This is a genomic window from Nocardia sp. NPDC127606, from assembly GCF_042671725.1.
Lineage (GTDB): Bacteria > Actinomycetota > Actinomycetes > Mycobacteriales > Mycobacteriaceae > Nocardia.
Window position 1 is genome coordinate 170599 of sequence record NZ_JBHXWQ010000001.1, and the last position, 25544, is coordinate 196142.

At 68.8% G+C, this 25544-nt stretch carries 23 protein-coding genes; 20 read left to right on the forward strand and 3 right to left on the reverse strand.

All coding sequences use genetic code 11. The annotated features are described in order from the left end of the window. The first annotated feature begins 79 nt into the window (after positions 1-79). From ACFVJ5_RS00845 to ACFVJ5_RS00930, 18 genes are all read left to right on the forward strand, one after another. Positions 80-1096, forward strand: a complete 1017-nt coding sequence (locus ACFVJ5_RS00845) for an alkaline phosphatase family protein (protein WP_379217782.1) — start codon at positions 80-82, stop codon at positions 1094-1096. 311 nt (positions 1097-1407) lie between these two features. Continuing rightward, positions 1408-3780, forward strand: coding sequence for a RelA/SpoT family protein (locus ACFVJ5_RS00850; protein ID WP_379217784.1), 2373 nt, complete (start codon positions 1408-1410; stop codon positions 3778-3780). 362 nt (positions 3781-4142) lie between these two features. Then, positions 4143-5627: a cutinase family protein gene (locus tag ACFVJ5_RS00855; protein WP_379217786.1), complete on the forward strand. Its 1485-nt coding sequence runs from the start codon at positions 4143-4145 to the stop codon at positions 5625-5627. A 56-nt stretch (positions 5628-5683) separates the two neighbouring features. Then, the gene (locus tag ACFVJ5_RS00860) at positions 5684-6862 is read left to right on the forward strand and encodes a hypothetical protein (RefSeq protein ID WP_379217788.1); all 1179 of its coding nucleotides are present in this window, start codon (positions 5684-5686) and stop codon (positions 6860-6862) included. A gap of 9 nt (positions 6863-6871) precedes the next feature. Further along, positions 6872-7726, forward strand: a complete 855-nt coding sequence (locus ACFVJ5_RS00865; protein WP_378658514.1) for a MinD/ParA family protein — start codon at positions 6872-6874, stop codon at positions 7724-7726. Then, on the forward strand, positions 7723-8364 hold the full coding sequence (locus ACFVJ5_RS00870) for a hypothetical protein (RefSeq protein ID WP_378626935.1): 642 nt from the start codon (positions 7723-7725) through the stop codon (positions 8362-8364). Before ACFVJ5_RS00865 ends, ACFVJ5_RS00870 begins: the two co-directional genes overlap by 4 nt. A gap of 94 nt (positions 8365-8458) precedes the next feature. Then, positions 8459-8752, forward strand: coding sequence for a hypothetical protein (locus tag ACFVJ5_RS00875; protein WP_056815437.1), 294 nt, complete (start codon positions 8459-8461; stop codon positions 8750-8752). Further along, the gene (locus ACFVJ5_RS00880) at positions 8752-9006 is read left to right on the forward strand and encodes a hypothetical protein (protein WP_056810720.1); all 255 of its coding nucleotides are present in this window, start codon (positions 8752-8754) and stop codon (positions 9004-9006) included. The genes ACFVJ5_RS00875 and ACFVJ5_RS00880 overlap by 1 nt, the downstream gene beginning before the upstream one ends. A gap of 8 nt (positions 9007-9014) precedes the next feature. Further along, positions 9015-9617, forward strand: coding sequence for a hypothetical protein (locus ACFVJ5_RS00885; RefSeq protein WP_379217791.1), 603 nt, complete (start codon positions 9015-9017; stop codon positions 9615-9617). Beyond that, on the forward strand, positions 9614-10429 hold the full coding sequence (locus tag ACFVJ5_RS00890; RefSeq protein WP_379217793.1) for a hypothetical protein: 816 nt from the start codon (positions 9614-9616) through the stop codon (positions 10427-10429). Before ACFVJ5_RS00885 ends, ACFVJ5_RS00890 begins: the two co-directional genes overlap by 4 nt. A gap of 56 nt (positions 10430-10485) precedes the next feature. Further along, positions 10486-11940: a hypothetical protein gene (locus tag ACFVJ5_RS00895; RefSeq protein WP_379217795.1), complete on the forward strand. Its 1455-nt coding sequence runs from the start codon at positions 10486-10488 to the stop codon at positions 11938-11940. Next, positions 11937-13433, forward strand: a complete 1497-nt coding sequence (locus ACFVJ5_RS00900) for an SCO6880 family protein (RefSeq protein WP_379217797.1) — start codon at positions 11937-11939, stop codon at positions 13431-13433. The genes ACFVJ5_RS00895 and ACFVJ5_RS00900 overlap by 4 nt, the downstream gene beginning before the upstream one ends. Positions 13434-13440: 7 nt before the next feature. Beyond that, complete coding sequence (locus ACFVJ5_RS00905) at positions 13441-15729, forward strand: hypothetical protein (RefSeq protein WP_379217798.1); 2289 nt, start codon at positions 13441-13443, stop codon at positions 15727-15729. Then, positions 15726-16034 (forward strand): transposase, encoded by a 309-nt coding sequence (locus tag ACFVJ5_RS00910; protein ID WP_056810706.1) that lies wholly within the window; start codon positions 15726-15728, stop codon positions 16032-16034. Before ACFVJ5_RS00905 ends, ACFVJ5_RS00910 begins: the two co-directional genes overlap by 4 nt. A 61-nt stretch (positions 16035-16095) precedes the next feature. Then, a complete protein-coding gene (locus ACFVJ5_RS00915; RefSeq protein WP_379217800.1) occupies positions 16096-17751 on the forward strand; it encodes a peptidoglycan DD-metalloendopeptidase family protein in 1656 nt (551 codons plus the stop codon). Continuing rightward, positions 17748-18314, forward strand: a complete 567-nt coding sequence (locus ACFVJ5_RS00920) for a hypothetical protein (RefSeq protein WP_379217802.1) — start codon at positions 17748-17750, stop codon at positions 18312-18314. Before ACFVJ5_RS00915 ends, ACFVJ5_RS00920 begins: the two co-directional genes overlap by 4 nt. A gap of 31 nt (positions 18315-18345) precedes the next feature. Further along, positions 18346-20172 carry a type IV secretory system conjugative DNA transfer family protein gene (locus tag ACFVJ5_RS00925; protein ID WP_379217804.1) on the forward strand — a complete coding sequence of 609 codons (1827 nt, stop codon included), beginning with the start codon at positions 18346-18348 and terminating at the stop codon, positions 20170-20172. Continuing rightward, a complete protein-coding gene (locus ACFVJ5_RS00930; RefSeq protein ID WP_379217805.1) occupies positions 20169-20594 on the forward strand; it encodes a DUF4913 domain-containing protein in 426 nt (141 codons plus the stop codon). Before ACFVJ5_RS00925 ends, ACFVJ5_RS00930 begins: the two co-directional genes overlap by 4 nt. Before the next feature lie 60 nt (positions 20595-20654). Here ACFVJ5_RS00930 and ACFVJ5_RS00935 read toward each other — a convergent pair whose 3' ends face one another. Further along, on the reverse strand, positions 20655-21209 hold the full coding sequence (locus ACFVJ5_RS00935) for a hypothetical protein (RefSeq protein WP_379217807.1): 555 nt from the start codon (positions 21207-21209) through the stop codon (positions 20655-20657). A gap of 240 nt (positions 21210-21449) precedes the next feature. After that, positions 21450-22346, reverse strand: a complete 897-nt coding sequence (locus ACFVJ5_RS00940; RefSeq protein ID WP_379217809.1) for a peptidylprolyl isomerase — start codon at positions 22344-22346, stop codon at positions 21450-21452. A gap of 85 nt (positions 22347-22431) precedes the next feature. On the opposite strand from ACFVJ5_RS00940, the gene hisS reads away from it, so the two are divergent. Together hisS and ACFVJ5_RS00950 are read left to right on the forward strand one after the other, a co-directional pair. Then, on the forward strand, positions 22432-23706 hold the full coding sequence (gene hisS / locus ACFVJ5_RS00945; RefSeq protein WP_379217811.1) for a histidine--tRNA ligase: 1275 nt from the start codon (positions 22432-22434) through the stop codon (positions 23704-23706). 109 nt (positions 23707-23815) lie between these two features. Then, on the forward strand, positions 23816-24463 hold the full coding sequence (locus tag ACFVJ5_RS00950; protein ID WP_379217813.1) for a hypothetical protein: 648 nt from the start codon (positions 23816-23818) through the stop codon (positions 24461-24463). A gap of 42 nt (positions 24464-24505) precedes the next feature. Here the strand turns inward: ACFVJ5_RS00950 and ACFVJ5_RS00955 are convergent, their stop codons facing one another. Continuing rightward, complete coding sequence (locus ACFVJ5_RS00955) at positions 24506-25519, reverse strand: Rv2578c family radical SAM protein (protein ID WP_379217815.1); 1014 nt, start codon at positions 25517-25519, stop codon at positions 24506-24508. Positions 25520-25544 lie beyond the last annotated feature (25 nt).

Genomic DNA, 25544 nt, shown 5'->3' on the forward strand with positions numbered 1-25544 from the left:
CGTGCGAAGCCGATGAAACGTCGATGAACACCGTCGCGTCGGCCTCGCCGCAACGGCATCGATCCCGCATCGTGAGGACATGCGCGAGATGTCGGCTCCGGCGAAGGTGCTCGCAGCTCTGGTCACCGCATTGGTGACGATTCCGCTGGTGGGATCGGCGGCAGGCTCGGTGGCGGCGTTCGACGACGTGGGGGCGACCGTCGACGCGGCGGCCGCGTTCGGGGCTCCGCGCCGCGGGGTGGGCGAGGTGGTGAACAAGGTCGTCGTCATCGGGATCGATGGGCTGATGTTCGACAAGGCCGACGCCGCACAGGCACCGCGATTGCGGCGCCTCGCCGCGCAGGGGCTGCTGTCGCAGGGGAACATCGCGGGGCACATCACGATTTCCGGGCCGTCGTGGGCGAGCGCGCTGACCGGAGTGTGGGACACCGAGCACGGGATCACCGACAACGAATTCGACGTGACTCCGTTCCTGGCGCACCCGAGCGTGTTCACCCGGATCGAACGGGCCGACCCCACTCGGCACACGGTGTCCATCGGCACCTGGCACCAGATCGCGACGATCGCCGCCACCGGTGACCGGCGCGCCGACGTCGCCCTCACCACCGCACCGGTCGCCGACGATCCCGACGAGTCGGCCACCGATGCCGCTACCGCCGCCGAAGTGGTGTCCTCGATCGAGCGTTCCGGCCCCGATTTGATCTTCACCCACCTCGACCAGATCGACCTGGCGGGCCACCAGCACGGCGGTGCGTCCCGCGCCTATCTCGCCGCGATCCGCCGGGTGGACGCGCTGGTCGGTCAGATCGTCGCGGCGGTCGACGAGCGCGCGCAAGCCCGTCCTCGCGAACAGTGGACCGTGCTGGTCACCACCGACCACGGCCACCTCCCGACCGGCGGCCACGGCGGCCAGACCCCGGCCGAAACCGCCAACTTCGTCATCGCCCGCGGCCCCGACTTCACCCCCGGCACCGTGACCAGCGCCCACACCCTGGTGGACCTCACGCCCACCGTCCTCGACCTCCTCGCCGCCCCGCCCGGCCGTCTCGACGGCCACAGTCTCCGCGCCCGCCCGACCCCGGGCGACGAGCGCTGACAGCTTCGCCACGCCACGCACTCTCCCTCAGGCGAGACCCCGCGACTCGGGTCGGAACAAAACCACTGATCACGCTGGGAGATGGGTAACTCATCGGGGACGTCGAAAACCTGTCGAACAACCTATCCGCAGGCCCGGAAACTCACTACGCTGCCCGTGAACGACCGGCAGAAACCGCGGAGAGGCGGATTAGCCGCAGGCCTGTGACCCTGGTGACTCGAACACCAGGTCGGTGCGGGGACTAAAGTTGAGGACCCGGGCGGTTGCAGCACTCGGCCGACAGGTCCGAATGCAGCGTGAGAGGTGGTGGCATGACTCGACAACTCGGCGAGGCGAAGGTCGGGCAGGAATCCACCGGAGCCACGCCAAGCCAAGGTGCCCCGGCGAAGACCCCCGAAACCGCCAAGCAGTCCCCGACAGCCTCGGTGCCCAGCTCGGCCTCTCGGCGGGTCCGTGCGCGGCTGGCTCGGCGGATGACCGGTCAACGGGGGATCGCGGCGGTCAAGCCCGTCCTCGAACCGTTGGCCACCGTCCACCGCGAGCTGTACCCGAAGGCCAATCTCGGCCTGCTCCAGCGCGCCTTCGACGTCGCCGACGAACGCCACGCCAAGCAGTTCCGCAAGTCCGGCGACCCCTACATCACGCACCCGCTCGCGGTCGCCAACATCCTGGCCGAACTCGGCATGGACACGACCACCCTGGTCGCGGCCCTGCTGCACGACACCGTCGAGGACACCGGCTACTCGCTCGAGCAGCTGAAGGAAGAATTCGGGCAGGAAGTCGCCCACCTCGTCGACGGCGTGACCAAACTCGACAAGGTCAACCTGGGCGCGGCGGCCGAAGCCGAGACCATCCGCAAGATGATCATCGCCATGGCCCGCGACCCGCGTGTGCTGGTGATCAAGGTCGCCGACCGGTTGCACAACATGCGCACCATGCGTTTCCTGCCGCCGGAGAAGCAGGCCAAGAAGGCCAAGGAAACCCTCGAGGTGATCGCGCCGCTGGCGCACCGCCTCGGTATGGCCACGGTCAAATGGGAGCTGGAGGACCTCGCCTTCGCGATCCTGCACCCCAAGAAATACGACGAGATCGTGCGCCTGGTCGCCGACCGCGCGCCCTCGCGTGACACCTATCTGGCGAAGGTACGCGCGGAGATCACCAACACCCTGGCCGCGTCGCGGATCAACGCGATCGTCGAAGGCAGGCCCAAGCACTACTGGTCGATCTACCAGAAGATGATCGTCAAGGGCAAAGACTTCGACGACATCCATGACCTGGTCGGCATGCGGATCCTGTGCGAGGAAGTCCGCGACTGCTACGCCGCGGTCGGCGTCGTGCACTCGCTGTGGCAGCCGATGGCGGGCCGGTTCAAGGACTACATCGCGCAGCCGCGCTACGGCGTCTATCAATCGCTGCACACCACGGTCGTCGGCCCCGACGGCAAGCCGCTCGAAGTGCAGATCCGCACGCAGGACATGCACCGGACCGCCGAGTTCGGCATCGCCGCGCACTGGCGGTACAAGGAGACCAAGGGCAAGCACTCCGGTGACGCCGCCGAAGTCGACGACATGGCGTGGATGCGTCAGCTGCTCGACTGGCAGCGGGAGGCGGCCGATCCCGCAGAGTTCCTGGAATCGCTGCGCTTCGACCTGAAGTCGCCGGAGATCTTCGTCTTCACGCCCAAGGGCGACGTGATCACGCTCCCGCAGAAGTCCACCCCGGTCGACTTCGCGTACGCCGTGCACACCGAGGTCGGGCACAAGTGCATCGGCGCGCGGGTGAACGGTCGCCTGGTGGCGCTGGAACGGCAGCTGGAGAACGGCGAAGTCGTCGAGGTGTTCACCTCCAAGGCGCAGAACGCGGGACCCAGCCGCGACTGGCAGAAGTTCGTGGTCTCACCGCGCGCGAAAGCCAAGATTCGCCAGTGGTTTGCCAAGGAACGGCGCGAGGAAGCGCTCGAGAGCGGCAAGGAGCAGATCTCCAAGGAGGTCCGCCGCGTCGGGCTGCCGCTGCAGCGGTTGATGAGTGTCGAGGCGATGACCGCGGTCGCGCACGAGCTGCACTACAGCGACATCTCCACCCTCTACACCGCGGTCGGCGAGCACCAGGTGTCGGCGCATCACGTGGTGCAGCGGCTCATGGCCCAGCTCGGCGGCATCGGCGATGTCGAGAACGAGCTGGCCGAGCGGTCGACACCGTCGACCACGCCCTCCCGCCAGCGTGTCACCGGTGACGCGGGCGTGCTCATCCCCGGCGCGCCGGGAACGGTCGCGAAGCTGGCCAAGTGCTGCACGCCGGTGCCCGGCGACGAGATCATGGGGTTCGTGACCCGTGGTGGCGCGGTGAGCGTGCACCGGACCGACTGCACCAACGCCGATTCGCTGCAGGAACAGTCGGAGCGGATCATCGAGGTCGAATGGGCGCCCTCGCCCTCGTCGGTGTTCCTGGTCGCGATCCAGATCGAGGCGCTCGACCGCACCCGATTGCTCTCGGATGTGACCAAGGTGCTGGCCGACGAGAAGGTCAACATCCTGTCCGCCTCGGTGGCCACCCATGGCGACCGCGTCGCGATCAGCAAGTTCACCTTCGAGATGGGCGATCCCAAGCACCTCGGTCACCTGCTCAATGTGGTGCGCAACGTCGAAGGTGTCTACGACGTGTACCGGGTGACCTCCGCCGCCTGACCCGACCACGGCCCGGGCACTCTCCTCGCGAGGGTGCCCGGGCCGCTGTCTGCCCAGGTGATCGCCGAAAGGTTGCTGTTCGCATCGGGTTTGCCGGGGGCAGTGAAAGGGCCGATTAGGGCAGCGGTTGGGTTACCCGGAATCTGTTACGGTTTAGTGCGTTTCAACGCTCCACTGGTCAGCCGAAACGGACTGTGATGCGGATCGATATGGCTCGGTGCACGACACGACTCACGGGGACGCTGATCGCGTTCACCGTCGCTTCGCTGTCGCTTACGGCGGGGGTGGCCGGCGCGGAAGACGGTACACCCACCACGCCGTCTACACACGTATCCATCGCCGCGTGTCCGGCACTGTATGCCTTGGGAATTCAGGGCACCGGCGAGTCCTCGCCCGACGCGGCGCCCAGCACCGACACCGGGATGCTGTCGACGGTGTTCCGTCCGATGCTGGCCGGTGCGGCCGACGCGGGACTCGTCGATCGTGCGTACGTGCCCTATGAGGCCGGTTTCGGCGGTGCGGTCCAGGGCGGCACGGTGCCGTACACCGAATCGGTGGCCGGTGGCCTGGAACGACTTCGCGCGATGGCGACCCAGGTGACGCAGCGGTGCCCGGACACCCGGATCGCGGTCGTCGGCTATTCCCAAGGCGCCCATGTCGCCTCGCTGTTCGCCCAGGAGGTCGGCGCGGGCACCGGAGCACTGTCCGCGGACAAGGTCGCCGCGGTCGCGTTGTTCGCCGACCCGACGCGCGCCGAGAACGCGCCACTGTTTCCCGGCGCGCCCGATCGGACAGCGCCGCTGGCGGCGCCGGGGACCTCCGGCGACGCGGTAGCCGACATCGGCGCGGTGCGCCAAGGGGTCGCCTCCGGTGGCGGGCTCGCCCCGCGGAGCGAGCAGGCCGACGACTTCGGTAAACTCACCGGTCGTGTCGCAAGCTTTTGTGCCACAGGCGATCTCGCGTGTGATGCACCGCAGGGCGCGCCGATCGTGCGCGCCGTCACCAACCTCATGAGCCAGTCGAAACTCTCCGGCGGCGACCCGATCGGTTCGTTGACCTCGATCGCGCAGGCGCTGGCGTTCACCTCCATCAAAACCGCCACCGCGGTGGTCGAGGAGGACATCTCCGGCGCCACCCTGGCCGACGTCTCCATCTCGCCGACGAAGTCGATCTCGCAGCGACTGTCCGACGCCTCGGACCCGAACAGCAAGCTCGACATGAACGCCGCGTACCAGGCGCTGCTGAAGGTGGGCGTGATCGGCCTCAACGCCGTCGCCACCGTGGTGAAGTCGGTGATCAGCCCGGCGAGCATCAGCGAATTGGCCACGGCCACACTGTCGAACCCGCTGGCCGGGCTGACGCTGCTCGGCACGAAACTGGCAGGCGCGGTCCCGCAACTGGTGCCGCCGACCACCGGGGTTCGGCTGGTCAACGAGGCGTTCACCGCGGTTCAGCAGAACGTGACCGACAACGCCGAACTCCTCGACGTCACCACCTGGGTGCGCTACTGGGACACGCTGCAACGCCATGACGCGTACTCACGCATGGGTGTCGGCGCGAACGGCGCCACTCCGACGCAGTACGTGGGCGCGTGGTTCGCCGCGCTCGCCCGTGACGCCGCAGGCGTTTCCGGGAAGGGAACCGTACCGGTCGGCGGGTCCGACTCGCGTGGTATGGGAATATTTCAGAGCCCGACCGGCGCGTCTACGACAACCAAACCCTCCGGTGGGGGACAATTTCCGTTCGGGACAGGAGCCGATGGCGCCTCATCCGGCGGCGCGACGACTCCGCCTGCCGCGACACCCGTAACCACCGCACCCACCACCCGTCCGTTCTCTGTGAACTGATCACCGAGAGGTCATTCGATGCGAACTGTGCCCGGCGCCGTGGAAAGGGGGGAATGTTGAAGTCGTACAACGAATTGTCGCGCTGGTACTCGGCGCTGGAGCCCGAGACCGAGACCGGCGCCCCCGCGCGCCCGGACACTACCGAACCGCTGGCGGGCGACGACGACAGCATCGACCGACATTCGACGAGTCCCGACGCTGCCCCGATCGCCGAGTCGGCGCCGGAGCACGCCACGGTGGGGGAGCGTGAGCCGGAACAGTTCAGTCTCGGCCTCGACCTTCCGGCAGCCACCGGTGACTCGCACCGCGGGGAGGCGGGGCATCAGGCGAAAGTTGCCGCTGACCCCCACAGCTGGAACGTCGAGCCCGAGCCGAACGTCGGCGATCCGTCACAACGGGCCACCGGGTTCGATGACGCGACAACCGAATCCGCCGGCTTCGGTGCGGCCGAGTACGAGAAGCGGTCCTATCCGGTCGAACCGGAGCCCGAGCCCGAGCCCGCTCCACCACCCCCCGCGCAACTGGCCGGACGCCGCAGCGACTTCACCGGCGGCTGGTCGGACTGGGTCGCCGACTCGGCACCCGGCCCCGACGACGACTACGACGCCGAACTCGTCCAGTTCCCCTGGCCGGAGTCCGCCGCCGACGAATACGACGACGCCCGCGTGCTCGAACCGTCCGGTGCCCTGCGCGCGAACCGGAAACGTCAGCGCGCCTGGGTGGTCCTCGCGGTCTCGGTCCTCGTGCTCGTTCTCGCCGCGACCGGCGTGTTCTTCCTGCTCTTCGGACGCGGCGACAGCAACACCGCCCGCGACGCCGTCCCGCCACTGCACTTCACCGCGGGCAACCTGACCGCCGACACCGCGGGCTCGTGCCCGACCGAACGCACCGAGATCGTGCTGCGCAGCGCCGAAGCGGGCGGCACCGACTCGGGCCCCGACGCCGTCCTCGCCTTCCAGTACGCCTACTACGTGACCCGATCGGGGGAGCAGGCCAGAGCGGTGGTCACCCCCGACGCCGATGTCTCGCCGGCCGCCGTGATCCAGCGCGGTATCGACACCATCCCGGTGGGGACCACCCACTGCGTGCGGATCACCACAGTCGCGGCCGACCGGTTCACGGTGGAGGTCACCGAGTTCCGGCCCGCGGGCGCACCGGCCACCTACACCAAGCAATCGGTGCGGACAGCGCTGGTCGGCGATCGCACGCTCATCACGGGCATCGCGGCAGGGTAAGGAGAGGCGATGACAGACGATTGGAGCCGATGGCTCGACGAGGCCCCCGAGGGGGACCCGTCCGATGACCTGGCGCGTGATCCGGCTCCGGTGGTGCGGTTGCGGCGCCGCAACGGTGAGCGCCGCGACGGTACCCGCAGGCCGATCCTGGTGGTCGGCGGCTGCGGCGGCGCGGGCACCACGACGACCGCGCTCGGCCTGGCCGCGGAGCTCGTCACCGCGGGTGCGACGACAGTGGCGGTCGACGCGACCGCGGCGGGCAGCGATATCGCGCTGCGCGGGGCCGACAAGCACCTGCACCCGGTGAACCTGCAGTCCTGGGTCTACGGCCGGGGCGACGACGAACCGGCACCCCTGGAAGACTGCCTGTCCCGCTCCACCTCCGGGTTCGGACTGCTCTGGCGGGACGCGACCCCGCTGCGCCGCCGCGCGACATTTCTCACTGTCGCGCGGGCGCTGGACACCGGCGGGTACACCGCGGTCTACGACGGCGGCAACCCGATTGCCGGACGGCAACTGCGGCCCCTGCTCGACGACGCCGATATCGCACTGGTATTGGCCATCCCGGCCCGCGTCGACGCCGCCAACCGGCTGCGCGTGACCCTGGAATGGCTCGACGACCACTACGGCGACGACGGTGCCGGCGTGGTCGCCGACACCACTATCGTTGTCTCGCATCAGTACTCGCACGACGACTCGCGCGTAGCGGAGCATTTGCGCGAACACCTGTCGGGGTGGGTGCGTGAGGTCGTCGAGATCCCCTACGATCCGCATCTCGCGCGCGGGGAACTCGTCCGCCACGCCGAACTGGCCGAGGCGACGCGTTCGGCGTATGCGAGCTTGCTCGCGGGGGTGGCATCATGACGGCAGCCATGAATCTTCGTCGTCGTCGTGAACCGGACGCCCCCGCCGGTGTAGTCGCGCCGCCAGAATCGCTGCGCGCCAAGATCTGGGAGCGCCCGGTGCCGGGGGTCGGCCGGGCGCCGCTGGTGTGGTTGCTCGGCGTGCACGGTGGCGCGGGCGCGACCACGCTGTCGCACGTGCTCGCCCCCGCCGCCGACGCGCGCGGGCGCTGGCCCGGGGTGTTCGACCGCGAATCCCCCTATGTCGTGCTGGTCGCCAGGGAAACCATCTCCGGACTCACCCGCGCGCACGATCTGCTGCGCCAGCACCACGCCGGGCTCGCGGGCCCGGCACTGGTTCTCGGCCTGATCACCGTGGCCGCGCGCCCCGGCCGGATGGCGCCGGAGATCCGGCGCTACCGGGAGGTGGTCGGCTCGCTGGCCGGGCACGTCTGGCAGGTGCCGTGGTTCGAGGAATGGACTCTGGTGGAGTCCGATGTGCTTCCGGTGTGGTCGCCGGGCGACGAGGTGGCGGTCAAGAAACGCCGCCCCGACCCGCTCGACGACGTGCCGGTCGAAATCGGTGACCTCGGTACCGATGTGGTCGCCGCGATCCGCACCAGTCTCGGCCCGCCCACGTCGGGCGAGGGTCGATCGTGAACGCCGGGCGGTTCGCCGGTCGGTGGTGTACAAACGTGTGTCGTCGTCGAAGTGTTTGTGGCACAACACCTTTACTGTGGGAGAAAGGCACCCGATGAGCATGCTCCTTCTCGCCGTGCAGGACACGTACGGCACCGTGCTGGCCCAGGTCGGTAATCCGACCCCGGAGGCTCCTCCCGGCTCGGAGAAGATCCTGCAGCTGGTGCGTTACCTCACCTGGTTCGTGCTGCTGTCGGGCATCTGCGGCATCACCTACGCGGGCGGCAAGTTCGCGTGGGAGCGCTGGACCGGTGGTGGTCTCGAATCGCCGAAGATGGTGGCGGGCGCCATGATCGGCGGCGTCGTGGCGACCAGCGCGGGCACGATCATGAGTGCGGTCATCGGTTAGTGATCACCGTGCTCGCCTACAAACAGATCCCGGCCGACGTGTTGGCGCCGATGATGCAGTTGCTCAACTGGCTGCTCTGGTTCGTCCTGCTGTCGTGCCTGGCCTGGATGATCCTGTCGGCGGGTCGATTGTGGATCGCGTTCCGCAGCGACCTGGCGGTCAACGACGCCTCACACGGCGTCCTGATGAGCCTGATCGGTGCCTCGGTCGCCAGCACCGCGTCCGCGATCGCGCTGGCCTTCCTGCCCGCATGAATTCCACAGTGACACGACCGGTTGCGGTCGGTATCGCATTGCTCGCCGCAGCAGTCGGCTGCGGCGGCGGCGGCGGTGGCGATACCGGCCCTGACCTGACAGCCGCACCGACCGGGGTGGGCTGGCAGGGCTACCAGGGCATCTCCCTGCCGCACGCCGACCAGGGCCCGAAAACGGTGGAGCAGGGCGCCGCGACGGGGTTCGAGCATTCCCCGCGCGGAGCGGGGCTGGCGGCACTGACCCACACCATCCGATTGTCGGTGGCGCCGGACAGTCAGTGGGCCCAGGTGGTGAACGCCGAACTCGTCCCGGGGCCCGCGCGCGACGAGTGGGCGATCAACCGAGTACAGCTGTCCATCACCGGACCCGCCACGGCGGAGTACGCGCCGAAATTGTTGGGTTACAAAATTACCGAATATCGTGACGAGCGAACGACTGTCGACGTCTATACCGAATACTCCGACCGGTCACGGGCGGTGAACCACACCACGGTCAGCTGGTACGGCGGAGACTGGCGACTGCAGTTACCCGATCCCCGTTCCATCGACCGACCGGTCGACCCGATCGATGAATTACCGCAGGACATTGTGACATTGGAGGCACCGCAGTGAGCGAGAAGGAGCCGGGCACGCGCGACCGCGCGTCCTTCGGCATGATCGCCTCCGGTGCCCTGCTCGCCCTGATCATGGTCGTCGGCGCCGTCGTGTACTTCACGCGCGACGGCAGCGGCGAGGTGGACAACTCACCGCCGCCCGCTCAGGCCGCGGGCGGGACGGGATTCGCCGAACCCGAGGTCGACCTGCTCGGCAGGCGGGTGGACATCCCGAACAACCCGGCGGGTCAGCCGCTGGCCCAGCAACCGGGTACGCAACGTACCGCCGCGGACCCGGATTGGCTGACCGGCGCGCCGGAGGGCACCACGAAACCGCACGGCTGGCAGCGTGTCTACGGCGCGTCGGTGCCGTTCTCCACCTCCGACGGGCCGTCGCGGATCGAGGACGGACTCGCCGTCGGCTACGCCCGGACACCGCAGGGCGCCGCGCTGGCCGCCGCGCAGATCACCTACCGGCTCAACGCCCGCCCGGCCGACCGCGACCTGTACGTGACGCAATTGCGGGTCAGTACAGCGCAGCTGGCCGCCTACGACTCCGCGTTGTCGGGCGAGCGGCTGCCCAAACAGCAGCCGGAGAAGGTAACCCGGTATTTCGTGGCCTCCGACGCGTTCAAGATCGATGATTTCGCCGAGGATCTGGCGATCGTGCGGCTTGCCTCGCGCGGTCCGGTGATCGATGGCAAGCAGTTATATGCCGCCATGCGGATGATCGTGGTGTGGGACGCCGGTGACTGGCGGCTCAAACCGTCGACGACAGCAAATACCCAGACCGAGTACGTGGAATCGCTGGCGGGGTGGACGACATGGTGATCGAGGTACAGCACAGCCCGGATCGATTCCGCGCGGACCATCGAGGGGTGCCAACAATGCTGAGGCGGATCGTCACCATTTTCGCGGTGATCTTCACCGTGATGATCGCGACGCCGACGGTGGCCTACGGCCAGACCTACGGCTTCGACGAGGCGTGCAACGAACTGCACGACACCCTCGACAGCGTCGCGATCCCCGGAGTCTCGCTCGGCGACGCGGCGTCGGCGGTGTGCAAGGCGGGCAATGCCGCCTCCCACCCCGGCGACGCGGCCACCGCGGTCAAGGACAAGGCGTGGGATTCCACCTTCGGCAAGGTGGTCGACTCGCTGATGAAGGGCCTCGGCGAGGCGCTGATCCTGGCGTTGACCTTCTGGATGAAGGTGCCCAACGAGGCGGTGAGCGACTCGGGGGCACTGTTCACCAAGATCAACGACTACACCTATCAGATCCAGATATTGCTGTTGATCGCCTCGGTGATCATCACCGGCGGCAGATTGGCCGAGGCCAGACGTGGGGCGGTCGTGAGCGAGGCCGCCGAATCGTTCCGCCTGTTCGCCAGGGTGGTGTTCAGTTCGTGGATGCTGGGTGCGGTGATCGTCGCGGGCACGCGAGCCTCGGACAAGTTCTCCGAGTGGATCATCGAAGACGCCACCGGCGGCAATGCCAAGAACATGGCCGAGTTGATGGTGAAAACCAGTAAGCTGCAGGCCTTTTCGCCGGGCTTGGTGCTGATCATCGCCATCGTCGGCCTGCTCGGCGCGCTCGCCCAGATCGTGCTCGCCATCGTTCGGCAGGGTCTGCTGGTGGTCGCCGCCGGCGTGCTGCCGCTGGCCGCCGCCGCCTCGGCGACCGGCACCGGCAAGCAGTCGTATCAGAAACTGGTCGGCTGGATCATCGCGTTCATGCTGTTCAAACCGGTGGCCGCGATCGTGTACATGATCGCGTTCACCACCGCGGGCCACGTCGACGAGACCACGGCGTCCGGCGGCTTGCCCAGCGGCGAGGACGCGCAGCGGATGCTGGTCGCGCTGGTGCTGCTGTGCAGTGTGGCGTTCGTGCTGCCCGCGCTGATGCGCCTGGTCGCCCCCGCGGTCGCCACGGTCGGCACCGGTGGTTCGGGTCTGATGGTGACCGGTGGTGCGGCGGTAGCCGCGATGGGGCTCGGTGCGATCGGCACCAAGGCTGTCGCCTCTCGCCCGGTGGCGGCGCCCGGCTCTGCGGGCTACTTCGGTAGTGGCGGTGCGGGTCCGCGGCCCAGTGGGCCCGGCGGCGGTACGGGCGGCGACGGTGGCGGAAACACGCCGCGACCCGCGCCGCCACCGCGCGGGGGCGGATCCGCGCCCCCGAGGACCAGTTCGGGCTCGGTGCCCGCGGGGGCGGCCCGCAACGTGGCCGCCGCACGGACCGCGGCCAACACCACCGCGCGCGCGGACCAATCGATGGGCGACGTCGCCGGTGACCGCTGGGCGAATCGTTCACCCGACCTCGGCAGGAGCACGATTCCGCGATGACGACCTCGGCGACCGACACCTACGAGCGCCGCTCGTACGGGCTGTGGCAGAAACCGCGCAGCGCGGGCCTTTTCGGCCTGCGCTGGGAAGAGACCGTGATCGGTTTCGTCGTGGTGATCACGGCACTGATCTGCGCGATGGTCGGTGGATTCAAATGGGGTCTCGTCGTCGGCGGTTTCGGCGCGCTGGTGATGGTGCCCCTGGTGTGGCGGACGGGGGGCCGCTCGGGCTATGAGACGGGACTGATGATGTTCAACTGGAGGCGCTCGCGCAACAACGGCGAGCACGTGTATCGCGGTGGCCGGTTCTCCCGGATCCCCGGCGGTGTCACGAAATTGCCCGGGCTGCTCGCGCCGTCGAAGCTCTACGAAGGCATCGACGCCGGTGGGTATCACTTCGGGATGATCCATCTGCCCGCGTTCGCGCAGTACACGGTGGTGTTGCGGGCCTGGCCGCAGGGGCACGAGGCGGTGGATCAGCCGGTGATCGATCGCTGGGTCGCGGCCTGGGGCACCTTCCTCGCCTCGGTCGGGCAGACCAGCGACATCGTCGCGGTGGTGCCGGTGATCGACACGGTGCCCGAGACCGGAAACCGGTTGCTCAACGAGGTGTCGACGATCACCCGCCCCGAAGCCCCCGAGCTGGCCCAGCAGGTGATGTACGAGCTGGCGACCGAATTGCCGCAGGAGCGTGTGCAACTGCTGCCGCGGGTGGCGATCACGTTCAAGGCGACCACCGCCGAGCGGCGCAAGAACCCGGCCGAGGAAGCGGTGGAGATCGGGCGCAGGCTGCCCGGTATCTGCGCGGCGCTGGCCGAGGCCGGCGTGCGGGCGCAGCCGATGTCGGCGGAGGAGGTCATCTCCTTCATCCGCCGCAGCTACGACCCGGCCTCGCAGGCCGACCTCGAGGTGGCCGCGGCCGATCCCGGTGGGCACGGTCTCGGCTGGGACGACGCGGGTCCGGTGTCCTACGACGAGAAGTGGGATCACCTGATCCACGACGGTGGCCGCTCGGTGACCTGGGAGATGGACGCCGCGCCCGAGGGCGCGGTGGACGAGCGGGTGCTGCAGCGACTGCTCGCGCCCAATCCCGAAGTGCCACGCAAGCGCATCGCGATCGTCTACCGGCCGCACTCGGCCGCCGACGCCGCCGAGATCGTCGACGACGACTTCAAGAACGCGCTCGTGGCGCAGCAGAGCGAACGCGGCGTGGTGTCGGCGGCGGCGACGCTGCGCGTCGGCGCCACCCAGCAGGCGCGCGAGGAGCAGGCCCGCGGACACGGTGTCACCCGGTTCGGCGCGCTGGTCACCATCACCGAACCGCTGCGCGGTGATCTGCCCCGCATCGAGGCCATCACCCGCGACCTGTCCACGCAGGCTCGGCTCAAGATCCGGCGCTGCTACCGCTACCAGTCCGCGGCGTTCGCGGCATCTCTCGGTTGCGGCGTGATCCTGCCCGAACACGCAACCATTCCGAAGGCATTGGCGGGGTGAGGCGATTATGGGACGCGACTACGAACCCCCGGTGCGCGATCGCGACGACGTCGCGTTGCGCCCGGTCCACCGGCCGCCGCGCATCCGTGGCGAACGCGAGCCACGGCCCGCGGGGAGCGCGCCGCGCGTGAGCGACGACGTGCTCGGCCTCGACGAGCGCACCGAACGCGACGAGCGAGAAGGCTCGGCGCGGGGATCCCGCACGGCCGAAGGTCGTCCGCCGGTCGAGCACCGCTCGCGGGAGGAAGCCCGCACCGAGCGAGGTCGTCCACCCCGGCCCCGTGGCGAGGAGCCACGCAGGCCACGCGAGGACGAGCCGCGTCGACCGCGTGAGGGCGGGCGGACGCGGGGTCCGCGTCCCGATGCCGACCGGGGCGCCAGGGCGCGCGCCGAGCGTGGATTGCGCGACCAGGATCACGGTCCTCGGCTGGAACACGAACGCCCATCGGGTGATCCACGTCGGCGCCCCAAGCAGGCCGAACCGAAGCCGATGAAGAAGGCGCGCCCCGCCAAGGCCGTGCGTGCGGTCCGGGCCGACGACGCCGCCGACCGGGCGATGGGTTCGGGTCGGTCGGCGAAATCGACCAAGCCGGAACGGCGTTCGCAAGGTCCCTCGCTGCTCGACGACGCCACCCGCGCCCGCTACGAGATGATCGCCCGCGAGCAGTCGGGTCTGCGCGCGGCCTGGGCGACGTTCCGGATCCACACCGACGACCTGCGCCGCAACAACGCGCACGCGCGCACCGAAGCCGTGGTCAAGGACGGGTTCGACCGCACCACCGCCGAATTGACCGACCGGGGGTACTCGGGCGCGGGCGGCGGCAAGATGAACGTCGTCGGCCGCCCGGTGGAGTATCGCGCCACCACCGCCCAGGTGGCGGGTCTGTGGCCGTGGTCGGTCGGTGCAGGCGCGCCGCTGATCGGCACTCCACTCGGCTCGCATCTGCACACCGGCGCCCCGGTGTGCTTCGATCCGATGAACTGGTTCATGCGCGGCAGCTTCATCACCGCGCCCAGCCTGTTCGTGCTCGGCCTCAACGGTTTCGGCAAGTCGTCGCTGGTGCGCCGGATCGTGCTCGGCGGCATCGCCCAGGGCATCACCCCGCTGATCCTGGCCGATGTGAAACCCGACTACCGCAAGATGGTCGAGCTCGTCGGCGGCCAGGTGATCGACCTCGGCTACGGGCACGGCAAGCTGAACCCGCTGGCCGCGGGCGTGCTCGGTTCGGTGGTGCCGCGCCTGGCGGACAAACCCGCACTGCAACGTCAGGTGCTGCAGGATCTGCGCGCCCGGCAGGTGACGCTGATCGCGGGCCTGGTGGAACTGGTCCGCGGCGCCCGCGTCGCCGACTTCGAGGAAACGCTGATCGCCACCGCGCTGCGCATCCTCTACCAGCCCGGCGGCTTCACCCCCGACAAACCGCCGATCATGGAAAACCTGCTCGAGGTGATCGTCGGCGGCGGCGCCGAGATGATGCTCGACGCGGGCGCCGACAACGCCGACGAATACCAGAACGCGATCAAGGGGCTGCGCCGTTCGCTGCGCGCGCTCACCCAGGGTCCCTTCGGCGCGATCTTCAACGGCCAGACCAGTGTTCCCATCGATACCGGCGCCGTTGCGGTGTGCATCGATGTCTCGCACATCCCCAGCGGCGACAAGAAGCTCAAGGCCGCGGTCATGTTGGCCTGCTGGGCAGACGGTTTCGCCTCCGTCGAGGCCGCGCACGTGCTGGCCGACGCCGATCTCGGCCCGCAGCGCTACTTCCAGGTGGTGATGGACGAGCTGTGGCAGGTGCTCGGTCTCGGCGACTTCATGGTCGATCGCGTCGACGAACTGACCCGTCTGCAGCGCGGTCTGGCCACCGCCTTGATCATGATCAGCCACACCATCAAGGACCTGCAGGCGCTGGGGTCGGACGCCGCGATCGCCAAGGCCATCGGCTTCCTGGAACGCGCGCGCGCCAAGATCTTCGGCGCGCTACCCGCCGAGGAGATCAGCAGACTCGACTCCACGGTGCCGTTCACCTCGGCCGAGCAGGAGATGGTGACGAGTTGGTCGGCGCCGCAGGCCCTCACCGGTGAGGCGCTCAAGCCCGGCCAGCAGCGGCCGTCGCCGCCCGGTACCGGCAAGTTCCTGCTCAAGGTCGGCGAGGATCGCCGACCGGGCATTCCATTCCACATGGAGTTCACGGTGTCGGAGCGAGAAAGCGGAATCCACGACACGAACCAGCGCTTCAGCGAGTTCGGCGACAACCCGAGGGGCACGCCGGACTATTCGAACGGGAGTGAGCAATGATGCCGCACCGGTCCTATCGCCGGGTCTCGCCGGAGGTCCGCAATGCCGCCGTCGCCCAGGTGGTCGCGCTGACCGACAAGTTGCGCAGCGAATCGGAGGCCTGCCGAATGGTGGCCGAGCAGATCGGCGTGCACGCCAATTCGGTGCGCAACTGGGTCCGCGCGACCCAGGATCCGAGCCTGGACCGGATGGACGCCACCGCGCTACGCCGCAAAGTGGCTCTGCTGCAGCAACAGCTGGCCGCCGCCGCGGAAATGAACCGCACGCTCGCCGACACGCTCAACGAGTCCCGGCGCCGAACATGAACTCCGCCGCGGCGGACGTTGCGCGAATCGGCGCCCGGCGCGGAACGCGGGGAGGCGGCCGGTGAACGTCCGCACGATGATGATGACGGTGTTCGGCTCGGTCGTCGGGTTGGTGGCTCTGGTGTTGGTGATCGTGCTGCCGTCGTCGGATGAGACCTGCGAGACCGGCGATGTGCTGGTCGGATCGTCGGTGCCCACGCTGCCCGAACTCGGTGGTGACAACCGCGCCGGTGCGACGAGTGCCGCCGCGCCGACATCGAATCCGGCGGTCACCGGTACGCCGTCGCTGGCCGCTGGTGTCGGTCCGCTGCGCCGCACCTTGCCGCTGGAGACCGGAACGTTCACCGTCTCCGATGTGTTCGGTTCGCGCGGCGGCGATCACAAGGGCATCGACATGGCCGCCACCGACGGCACCACGATCTACTCGGTGTCGGACGGCAGGGTCGTCGCCGCCGGTCCCGCTTCGGGTTTCGGCAACTGGATCGTCGTCGATTCCGTCGACACCAACGGCCGCGCCTACTCCGCGGTGTACGGCCACATGTGGGACGCCGGCGTCAAGGTGCGCACCGGCCAGACGGTGACCGCGGGTCAGCCGATCGGGATGGTCGGGTCCGCGGGCGAATCGAGCGGCCCGCACCTGCATTTCGAGATCGTGCCCGGTGGCCGGTTCACCGGTGGTCGTCAGATCGATCCGGTGCCGTGGCTCGACGGTGCGCCGACCCCGGATGTCGGTGGCGCGCGGGCGTTTTCGAGCGATCCGAACTGTGTGCGCGGATTCGGCAGCGCCGGTGGGGCATTGGCCGACGGGAAGGTGCCCGCCGAACTCGAGATCTGGTATCGCCGCGCGGGGACGGTGTGCCCGGAGATCTCCTCGTCGCTGCTGGCCGCGCAGGCCAAGCAGGAGTCGGGATTCCGGCGCGGGCTCACCTCGCCCGCGGGCGCCCAGGGCCTGGCCCAGTTCCTGCCCGGCACGGCGGCGGGCATCAATCCCGAGGACGGTCAGCCCTACGTCATCGATGCCGACGGCAACGGGTCCGCCAGCGTGTGGGACGACGGCGACGCGATCATCGGCCAAGCCCGCTACATGTGCTCGATCGCCCACAAGATCGCGGGCTGGATGGCCGCGGGGCGCGTCTCGGGCGACCTGGCCGCCCTCACCCTGGCCGGCTACAACGCCGGTGAGGGCGCGGTGCTGGCCTCCGGGGGGATGCCCAATCAGTATGCGGCGCACTATTCCGAGACCAGGCCCTACGTCACCAACATCTTGTCGATGGAACCCCAGTACCGGGCGCCCGGCGCGCAGGGCCGATTCACTCCCGGGCAGGGCAGCGACGGCGAGCAGATCGTCGAGGCCGCCCACGACTGGCTCGGCACACCGTACGTGTGGGGTGGCGGCGGCGCGCAAGGGCCGAGCGGTGGCGGATTCGACGGGCCGGGACTGACCGCGGCGGCGGTGTTCGCCGCGTCCTCGGGCGCGGTCACGTTGCCGCGCACCGCCGAACAGCAGTGGGAGGCCGGACGGGAGGTCCCGATCGCGAAGGCGGCGGTCGGCGATCTGGTGTTCAGCGGGTTCGGACGGCAGGGCCCGACACAGGTCGGGATCTACGCGGGCAACGGTCGGCTGATCCAGTCGGTACCGCCGACGAGCAACCGTGGTGGCGGGGGTGTCGCCGAGGTGGCGGTGCCCGGCGACGCGCGGGCGAGGAGGGTGTTGTGACCACGCGACCAGCGATAACCTGGTGGGAGAGAACACGAATCCGCACAACCCCGGCGGTGATGCTCGTGGCAGTCCTGCTCTCGGTTCCGGCGTGCGGTAGCGATGCCGAGCCGACGCGCCCCGAGGCGACCTCCACCACGCGGCTGCTCGAAGCCGCGGTCGACCCGACGACTCCCGACGGTGTCGCGGTGGTCGCGCTGCGCGAGGTCTACACCTGGAACCCCGCGACCGAACAACCGGGATCCTCGCTGCAGCGCGCGCGAGAATGGCTGGGGCCCAGCATGATACGTATGCTGGACAGTTCGATCGGGGCCACCGAGACCCCGAAACCGTCGCTGCAGTGGGCCGACTGGGCGAAGGCGAAAGCGCGCGTGGAGGCGTTCACCTTCGCCTCGGGGGAGCCGGCGCCCGCGAGCGCCGATCCCACGGTGGCGCAGTACAAGATCGGCATCGAACAAACGGTCGTCTACCCGAACGGACGCACCGAAGCCCTACCGCCGAGCACGGTCATCGCGACCGTGGTGCAGACGCCGCAAGGCTGGCGCCTCGACGCGTTCCGCTGACCACCCACCACGTCCACACAAGGAGGCACCCGTGGCGAAGAAGAAGGTGACGGATCCGGCCGCGGTCGGACCCGACACGACGCTGATCATGATCATGTTCGGGTTCGCGGCGCTGATCACCCTCGCCGTCGCCCTGCACCTGGGCAACGCGCTGGCGGTGGTGCCGCAGACCATTCCGATCAACCCGATCGCGGTGGTCGCCGATCTGGCGCGGGGCAAGCTGCACTGGCCGCGCGCTTCGACGGTGATCGTGCTGTTGGTGATCGCGTCGGCCATCGCCTATGTGGTGATCCGCAAGCAGATGAGGAAGCGCGCGGGTGCGGGACGGCTGGCGGTCGACGACAAGGCCGACTACATGGGTAGTGGTAGCGCGATCGCGTCGATCACCGAGGCCGGGGTGCGCGAGAAGGCGTCCGATCTCGGTATGAAGCTGGGCACCAACGACTCGCCCGGTGTGCCGATCGGAATCGCTGTCGCGGACGGCACCCCGCTCTACGGTTCCTACGAAGACCTGCACCTCGACATCTGGGGTCCTCGCCAGGGCAAATCCACGTCCCGGGTTATCCCGGCGATCCTGTCCGCGATCGGGCCTGTGCTCGCGACGTCGAACAAGCGCGACGTGGTCGACGCGACTCGTGACGTACAGGAAGCCAAGGGCAGCCGCACCTTCGTGTTCGACCCGCAGGGGGTCGCCGGTGAACGACCGACCTGGTTCTGGGATCCGCTGGGCTGGGTGAACTTCCGCACCGAAGGATGCGAGATGCGGGCAGCGCGGCTGGCCGGGCACTTCGCCGACGCCGAGACCGGCGGCAGCGCCGACGACGGCGACAACTTCTTCGATCCCGAGGCCGAAGACCTGCTCGCCGCGTTCTTCCTCGCCGCCGCGATCGCGGGCAAACCGATCACGCAGGTGTGGGAATGGGTGACGAACCCGCAGAACACCGAGGCGATCGAACACCTGCGCGGCGCCGAACACCACTTCACCGCGTCCGGCCTCGCCATGCAGTACAACGCTGACGAGCGCACCAGGAGCGGCATTTTCGGTACCGCGAAGAAGATGATCCGCTGCCTGCAGCTGTCGAACGTGCATCCGTGGATCACTCCGGCCGACGGCGTTCGGCCCCAGTTCGACGAGCTGGAGTTCATCGAACGCAACGGCACGCTGTACTGCCTGTCGCTCGAGGGCCGTGGGTCGGCGGCGCCACTGGTCAGCGCGCTCACCGAGGCGGTCATCGATGTCGCCATGCGCAAGGCGTCGCGTTCTTCGGGCGGACGGTTGCCGATTCCGTTGCTCGCGGTGCTCGACGAGGCCGCGAACGTGGTGCGCTGGAAGGATCTGCCCAAGCAGTACAGCCACTTCGGGTCGCGCGGCATCGTGGTGATGACCGTGCTGCAGTCGTGGGCGCAGGGCGCGCGCTGTTGGGGTGAGGCCGGAATGAGCGCGCTGTGGTCGGCCGCCAATATCAAAGTGCTCGGCAGCGGAGTCGATGACATGGCCTTCCTCCGTGATCGATCCGAGGCGATCGGCGAGTACGACTCGATCTCGGCGTCGATGTCGCAGTCGGGCAACAGCAAGAGTTACTCGCGTTCGCTCAGCTCGTCGGTGACCTTCACCGCGCAGGGCCTGGCGACGCTGCCGCGCGGCCGCGCCATCGTGTTCACCTCCGGCCAGCCCGCCGTCCTGGTGCGGACGGTGCCGTGGTGGGAGTCGGACTACGCCGACGCGGTCAAACGGTCGATCGAGCAGAACGACCCGACTCGCAAGACCCGCGTCGAAGACCTTTTCGGGTCGCCGTCGCTAGCGAAATCTGTTCCGCCGGAAGAGATGGGTGAAGTCGAGGAGGTCAAGCCGCTATGAGCTACGACAATGTCGCCAATGGTGAGATTACGAACGGCTACCAGGGGGTGTACGAGTTCGTCACCGAGTACTTGAGCCAGGTCTACCGACGCCAGGTCACCGATATCAGTGACACGGTGTGGTGCCCGGAATGGTGGCACCACAGCGAGGCCGTGATCCGGTTGAGCGCGCTGTGGCAGGCCTGGGAGCATCACCGCCTGCAGGGCGGGACCGGTATCAGTGTGTGGTTCCTCGATCATGCGGACCCGCACATGACCAAGCTGTTCGACCCGAAAGGGCCGTTCAAATACTGCAGTGTGCGCAACGGTCACAAGGGGATGCTCGAACCGCTGCCGCTCAAGAAGCCGGAGGGCGCGGACGCGCAGATGTTCGGCAGTCCGGACATCGACCGGCTCTGGCAGAAGGGCCGCGTACCGGACTGACCGAATGGATGCTCGGATCCCGTTGCCAGGCAAGGGGATCCGAGCATCCTCAGAGCCGAGTCAGCGCCCGCGTTCGATTCCGCGTTCGATTCCGCGTTCCCCGCGCTGGCGCGCGAGGGTAGCGCGCATCACCGTGTCCCTGGACCGGATCGCCTCCTCCGGCGAGATGCCCTGGCCCATCTCGACCAGCATCCGAACCTGGGTGAGCTCCGGAGCGACCCCGGCGCGCTGCAGATGTGCCGCGATCGCCGAGCGCCGCTCCGCCGAGTCGTAGCCGACGCTCGGCGTCGCCGCGGCGCTCGATGCGAAGGCGGAGCCCTCAGGCTTGTTGAGGTTGATTCCGCGCGATTCCACACCGCGCGCTTCCACCGTGCGCGACCCGACCGACATCATCTGCACGAGTTCGATATTGCGCGGATCCTTGGCCTTGAGATCACGCGCCTCGCGGATCTGCAATTCGCGCGCTTCCTTCATCTTGGCCTCGATCGCCTTCGCCCGTGACTCGGCCTCTTTCTGGCCGTGTTCACGCGATTTGACGGCGACCAGAATGGCCATCTGCAGCATGGTGCGCATCATGGACGCCGTTTCGCTGCCGATGTCGTCGAGTTCCGCCATGACTGCTCCCCGATGCTGCTGTGGAAGTGGACATCTGAGCCTACCGCGTGCAGGACACGGTGCGATGTCCGGCGGGCCGCGTGGACAGCGGAGAAAATGCGGGTGAGCGGTCTGTGGGCCGGATGAATCGTAGGGTTGCCTAGCCTCTGATGATCTTCTTCGCACGTCGGGGCGGGAAAACCGGAAACGGACCGGACACGCGAGCGTGTCCGGTCCGTTTCCGTGCTGGAAAAGCGGGTGTCAGCCCACCTTGACGGAGTTGAACGAGATCGGGACGGCAGGCCCGCCGTCTTCCGCGCCACCCTTGACGCCGCCGCCCGCGACCTTGTCCAAGGTGGCGAGTCCGGCCTCGTCGATCGTGCCGAAGATGGTGTAGTTCGGCGGCAGCTGGGTGTCGCCGAAGACCAGGAAGAACTGGCTTCCGTTGGTGCCCTTGCCCTCCGGGGAGGTGCCCGCGTTGGCCATCGCGACCAGACCGCGCTTGTAGTTCACCGGCTGCTGCAGCGCCGGGTCACCGGCGGGGAACAGGTCGGTGGGGTATTCGTTGTCGAAGCTGTAGCCGGGGCCGCCCATGCCGGTGGCCGCGGGGTCACCGCACTGCAGGATGCCGAAGCCCGGCGTGGCCACGATGCGGTGGCAGCTGGTCTTGTCGAAGTAGCCCTGCTGGGCCAGGCTCACCATCGAGTTGACCGTGCAGGGTGCCTGCGCGCTGTTGAGCGACAACCCGATCGGGCCCTGGGTGGAATCGATCGCCACCTTCACCTCGGGACCGTCGGTGGCGACCGATGTCGTGGTCGGCGCGGTGACAGGCTTCGCCGGGGGTTCCTGGCCCACCGGGTAGCTGCAGTCGACGGTCGCGGGCTTGGCCGCGGGGGGCGGCGGACCGGGGATGTCGAGGGGAGTGTTGACGAACTGGGTCGTCGGCACCGCCGAGGACGACTCGGCGTTGGCCGACTCACTGTCGTCGCCCCTGGTGAGGAAATACACGCCGGTCGCGGCGGCCGCGACGACTATCACACCCAGTACCGAGCCCGCGATCGTCAAGCGCTTGCGCTTCTTCTCCTGCTCGGCCCGTCGTGCCAGCTGGCGCTCCAGCTTGCGCTTGGCCGCCGCCCGTCGCTGTTCGTTACTCGGCACTACCGCGTTCCTCCCGTGTCGTCAGGTTCGTCTAGAGGGTAACCGGTTGGACGCGGGGGGCGCCCGTGGGGAAAACTGGACCATCGTGACCAAGACCAGCAGCTTCACCGCCCCGAAGGGGGTCCCCGACTACCTGCCGCCCGGTTCGGCCGAGTTCGTCGCCGTGCGCGACGGCTTGATCCACGCCGCCCGACTCGCGGGGTACGGGCATGTCGAGCTGCCGGTATTCGAACAGACCGCCCTGTTCGCACGGGGTGTCGGCGAGTCGACCGACGTGGTCAGCAAGGAGATGTGGACCTTCGCCGACCGCAACGGCGAGAGCTTCACCCTGCGTCCCGAAGGCACCGCAGGCGTGATGCGCGCGGTGATCCAGCACGGTCTGGACAAGAGCGGTCAGCTGCCGGTGAAGCTCTGCTACGCCGGTCCGTTCTTCCGGTACGAGCGCCCGCAGGCCGGTCGCTACCGGCAGTTGCAGCAGGTCGGCATCGAGGCGATCGGCATCGACGACCCCGCCCTCGACGCCGAGGTCATCGCGATCGCCGACGCCGGATTCCGCTCGCTGGGCCTGGACGGATTCCGGCTCGAGATCACCTCGCTCGGCGACGAGACGTGCCGTCCGCAGTACCGCGAACTGCTGCAGGAGTACCTCCGTGGGCTGCCCCTGGACGAGGAGACTCAGCGCCGCGCCGAGATCAACCCGCTGCGCGTGCTCGACGACAAGCGCCCCGAAGTGCGCGAGCTGACCGCGAACGCGCCGCTGATGATCGACCACCTCTCGGAGTCGGCGAAGGCCCACTTCGAGCAGGTTCTCGGGCACCTCGACGCGCTCGGCGTGCCGTATGTGGTGAACCCGCGCATGGTGCGCGGTCTGGACTACTACACCAAGACCACGTTCGAATTCGTGCACGACCAGCTCGGCGCGCAGTCGGGCATCGGCGGCGGCGGCCGCTACGACGGACTGATGGCCGAACTCGGCGGACAGCCGCTGTCGGGCATCGGTTTCGGCATCGGGGTCGATCGGACGGTGCTGGCACTCGCGGCCGAGGGCAAGTCGGCGGCCGATCCGGCGCGCTGCCAGGTGTACGGCGTCGCGCTCGGCGACGCGGCCAAGGCGAAGCTGGTCGCGCTGGCCGGTGAACTGCGTGCCGCCGACATCAGTGTCGACCTGGCCTATGGCGGACGCGGGATGAAGGGCGCGATGAAGGGCGCCGACCGTTCGGGGGCGAAATACACCCTCGTGCTCGGCGATCGCGATCTCGCCGAGAACACGATCGGCGTCAAGGAGATGGCGACCGGTGAGCAGCGGTCCGTCCCGCTCGACGGTGTCGTGGCGGTGCTGCGCGAGGAGCTCGGTCGCTGAGGCCGCTCGCACAGCGGCTGGGCGTCGCGCTCGGCTGCTGAGGTCGGTGGGGCGCGGTAATCTGACCGCGCCTCATGCCGGGCGGGCCGGTGGGGGCGGAGAGGCAATCGTGGACGGGCAGTCCGGGCAGTCGGCGGCGACGGAGCCGGTGGGAATCGACCTGGTGGCGCCCGAGGTGTTCGCGCCGATGTTGCGCAGGCTCGCGCTGGCCGCGCTCGGCGTCGGCGTCGGTGCGGCGTTGCTGTCGGCGGTCTGGCTGAGCTGGCCGTACGCGATCCTGATCGGCCTGGCCGTCGCCGTCCCGACCATCGGTTACGTCTTCGTGTTCCAGCGGCGGCGGCTGTGGTTGAGCGGCACCGTGATCCGCGCACACCGGCTGTTCGGCGAACACACGGTCGACCTCGCCGACGCCACAGGTGTGCAATTGCTGGCCTATCCCGCACGGCTCAGCCGCATCGTCCTGCGGGTCACCGTCGGCGGCGACACCCAATTGGTGCCGCTGGCGATGTATACCGACGTGGGTAGCGGCCGCGAACTGCACCTGCTCGGCCTGCGTAAACTCGCCGACGCACTCGCCGCCAGCGAACTCGCCGCGGCCATCGCGATCTCGGAGGTGCTCGTCGGGCAGTTGCGTGCCGAGGCTCGCGACGCCGGGCTCGACGAACGTCCGCTGTATCGCGCGGTGCGGTCGGTGCGTAGCAAGGACAGCGTCTCGCCGGTGGTCCTCACCGATTCCGAGGTCGCCGCACTCGGCTGAGCGTCGCCCGATCGTGTCGTGGCCCGACCGCTCTCCCCGTGGTCAGCCGAAAAGGGCGAGCTGCGCGTCCTGCGGCGTGGGCGGGGGAGCGGCCGGCGTGGTGGGGCCTTGGACTCGGCGTAGGCCGTGGTGGTCGAGGAGGGGATTCACTCGGTCGCGTAGCCAGTCGCGGTAGAGGGGAGTCACAGTGCCGCCGCGGGCGTAGAGCTGGCGGTAGCGGCGCATGAGCGCGGGGTGTTCGGTGCCGAGCCAGGTGAGGAACCAGTCTCGGGTGGGGCCGCGCAGGTGCATGGGGAAGGCCATGGCGCTGGCCGCGCCCGCATCGGCGATCGCGGCGAACAGGGCCTCGAGGTGGGCTCGGCTGTCGGTGAGGCAGGGGATGATCGGCGCGGCCATGACATGGACGGTGAAGCCCGCGTCGGCCAGCGCGCGGACCAGGTCGAGCCGGGCGCGCGGTTCGGGGGTGCCCGGTTCGAGGCTGTGGTGCAGGTCGGGATCGAGGATGGCGATCGACACCGCGACGCTCACCTCTACGCGCCGGGCCGCCTCGGTGAGCAGCGGGAGATCGCGGCGCAGCAGCGGGCCCTTGGTCAGGATGGAAAAGGGGGTGCCCGAATCGGAGAGCGCGCGAATGATGCCGGGCATCAAGCGGTATCGGCCCTCGGCCCGTTGGTACGGGTCGGTGTTGGTGCCGAGCGCCACCGCCTCGCGCTGCCACGAACGGCGCATGAGTTCGCGACGCAGCACCGCGGCGATATTGGTCTTCACCACGATCTCGGAATCGAAGTCCTCGCCCGCGTCGAGGCCGAGATATTCGTGGCTGCCGCGCGCGAAGCAGTAGCGGCAGGCGTGCGAGCAACCACGCATCGGGTTGATCGTCCAGCGGAAGGGCAGCGCGGAGCTCTCGGGCATCTTGTTCAGCGCGCTCTTGCACAGCACCTCGTGGAAGGTGATGCCGTCGAACTCGGGGGTGCGGACGGAACGGACCAGCCCGGCCCTGGTCAGGCCGGGCAGCGCGCCGTCATCGGCGTCCAGGGTCTGAGCTTGCCACCGCACCCCACGAGTCGAACATTTGTTCGAA

Excerpts from the sequence above, each read along its gene's own strand:
- ACFVJ5_RS00910 (WP_056810706.1), top strand. The coding sequence starts at position 15,726 with ATGATGCCGCACCGGTCCTATCGCCGGGTCTCGCCGGAGGTCCGCAAT.
- ACFVJ5_RS00930 (WP_379217805.1), top strand. The coding sequence starts at position 20,169 with ATGAGCTACGACAATGTCGCCAATGGTGAGATTACGAACGGCTACCAG.
- ACFVJ5_RS00870 (WP_378626935.1), top strand. The coding sequence starts at position 7,723 with ATGACGGCAGCCATGAATCTTCGTCGTCGTCGTGAACCGGACGCCCCC.
- ACFVJ5_RS00850 (WP_379217784.1), top strand. The coding sequence starts at position 1,408 with ATGACTCGACAACTCGGCGAGGCGAAGGTCGGGCAGGAATCCACCGGA.
- ACFVJ5_RS00895 (WP_379217795.1), top strand. The coding sequence starts at position 10,486 with ATGCTGAGGCGGATCGTCACCATTTTCGCGGTGATCTTCACCGTGATG.
- ACFVJ5_RS00845 (WP_379217782.1), top strand. The coding sequence starts at position 80 with ATGCGCGAGATGTCGGCTCCGGCGAAGGTGCTCGCAGCTCTGGTCACC.
- ACFVJ5_RS00875 (WP_056815437.1), top strand. The coding sequence starts at position 8,459 with ATGAGCATGCTCCTTCTCGCCGTGCAGGACACGTACGGCACCGTGCTG.
- ACFVJ5_RS00900 (WP_379217797.1), top strand. The coding sequence starts at position 11,937 with ATGACGACCTCGGCGACCGACACCTACGAGCGCCGCTCGTACGGGCTG.
- ACFVJ5_RS00865 (WP_378658514.1), top strand. The coding sequence starts at position 6,872 with ATGACAGACGATTGGAGCCGATGGCTCGACGAGGCCCCCGAGGGGGAC.
- ACFVJ5_RS00935 (WP_379217807.1), bottom strand. The coding sequence starts at position 21,209 with ATGGCGGAACTCGACGACATCGGCAGCGAAACGGCGTCCATGATGCGC.
- ACFVJ5_RS00905 (WP_379217798.1), top strand. The coding sequence starts at position 13,441 with ATGGGACGCGACTACGAACCCCCGGTGCGCGATCGCGACGACGTCGCG.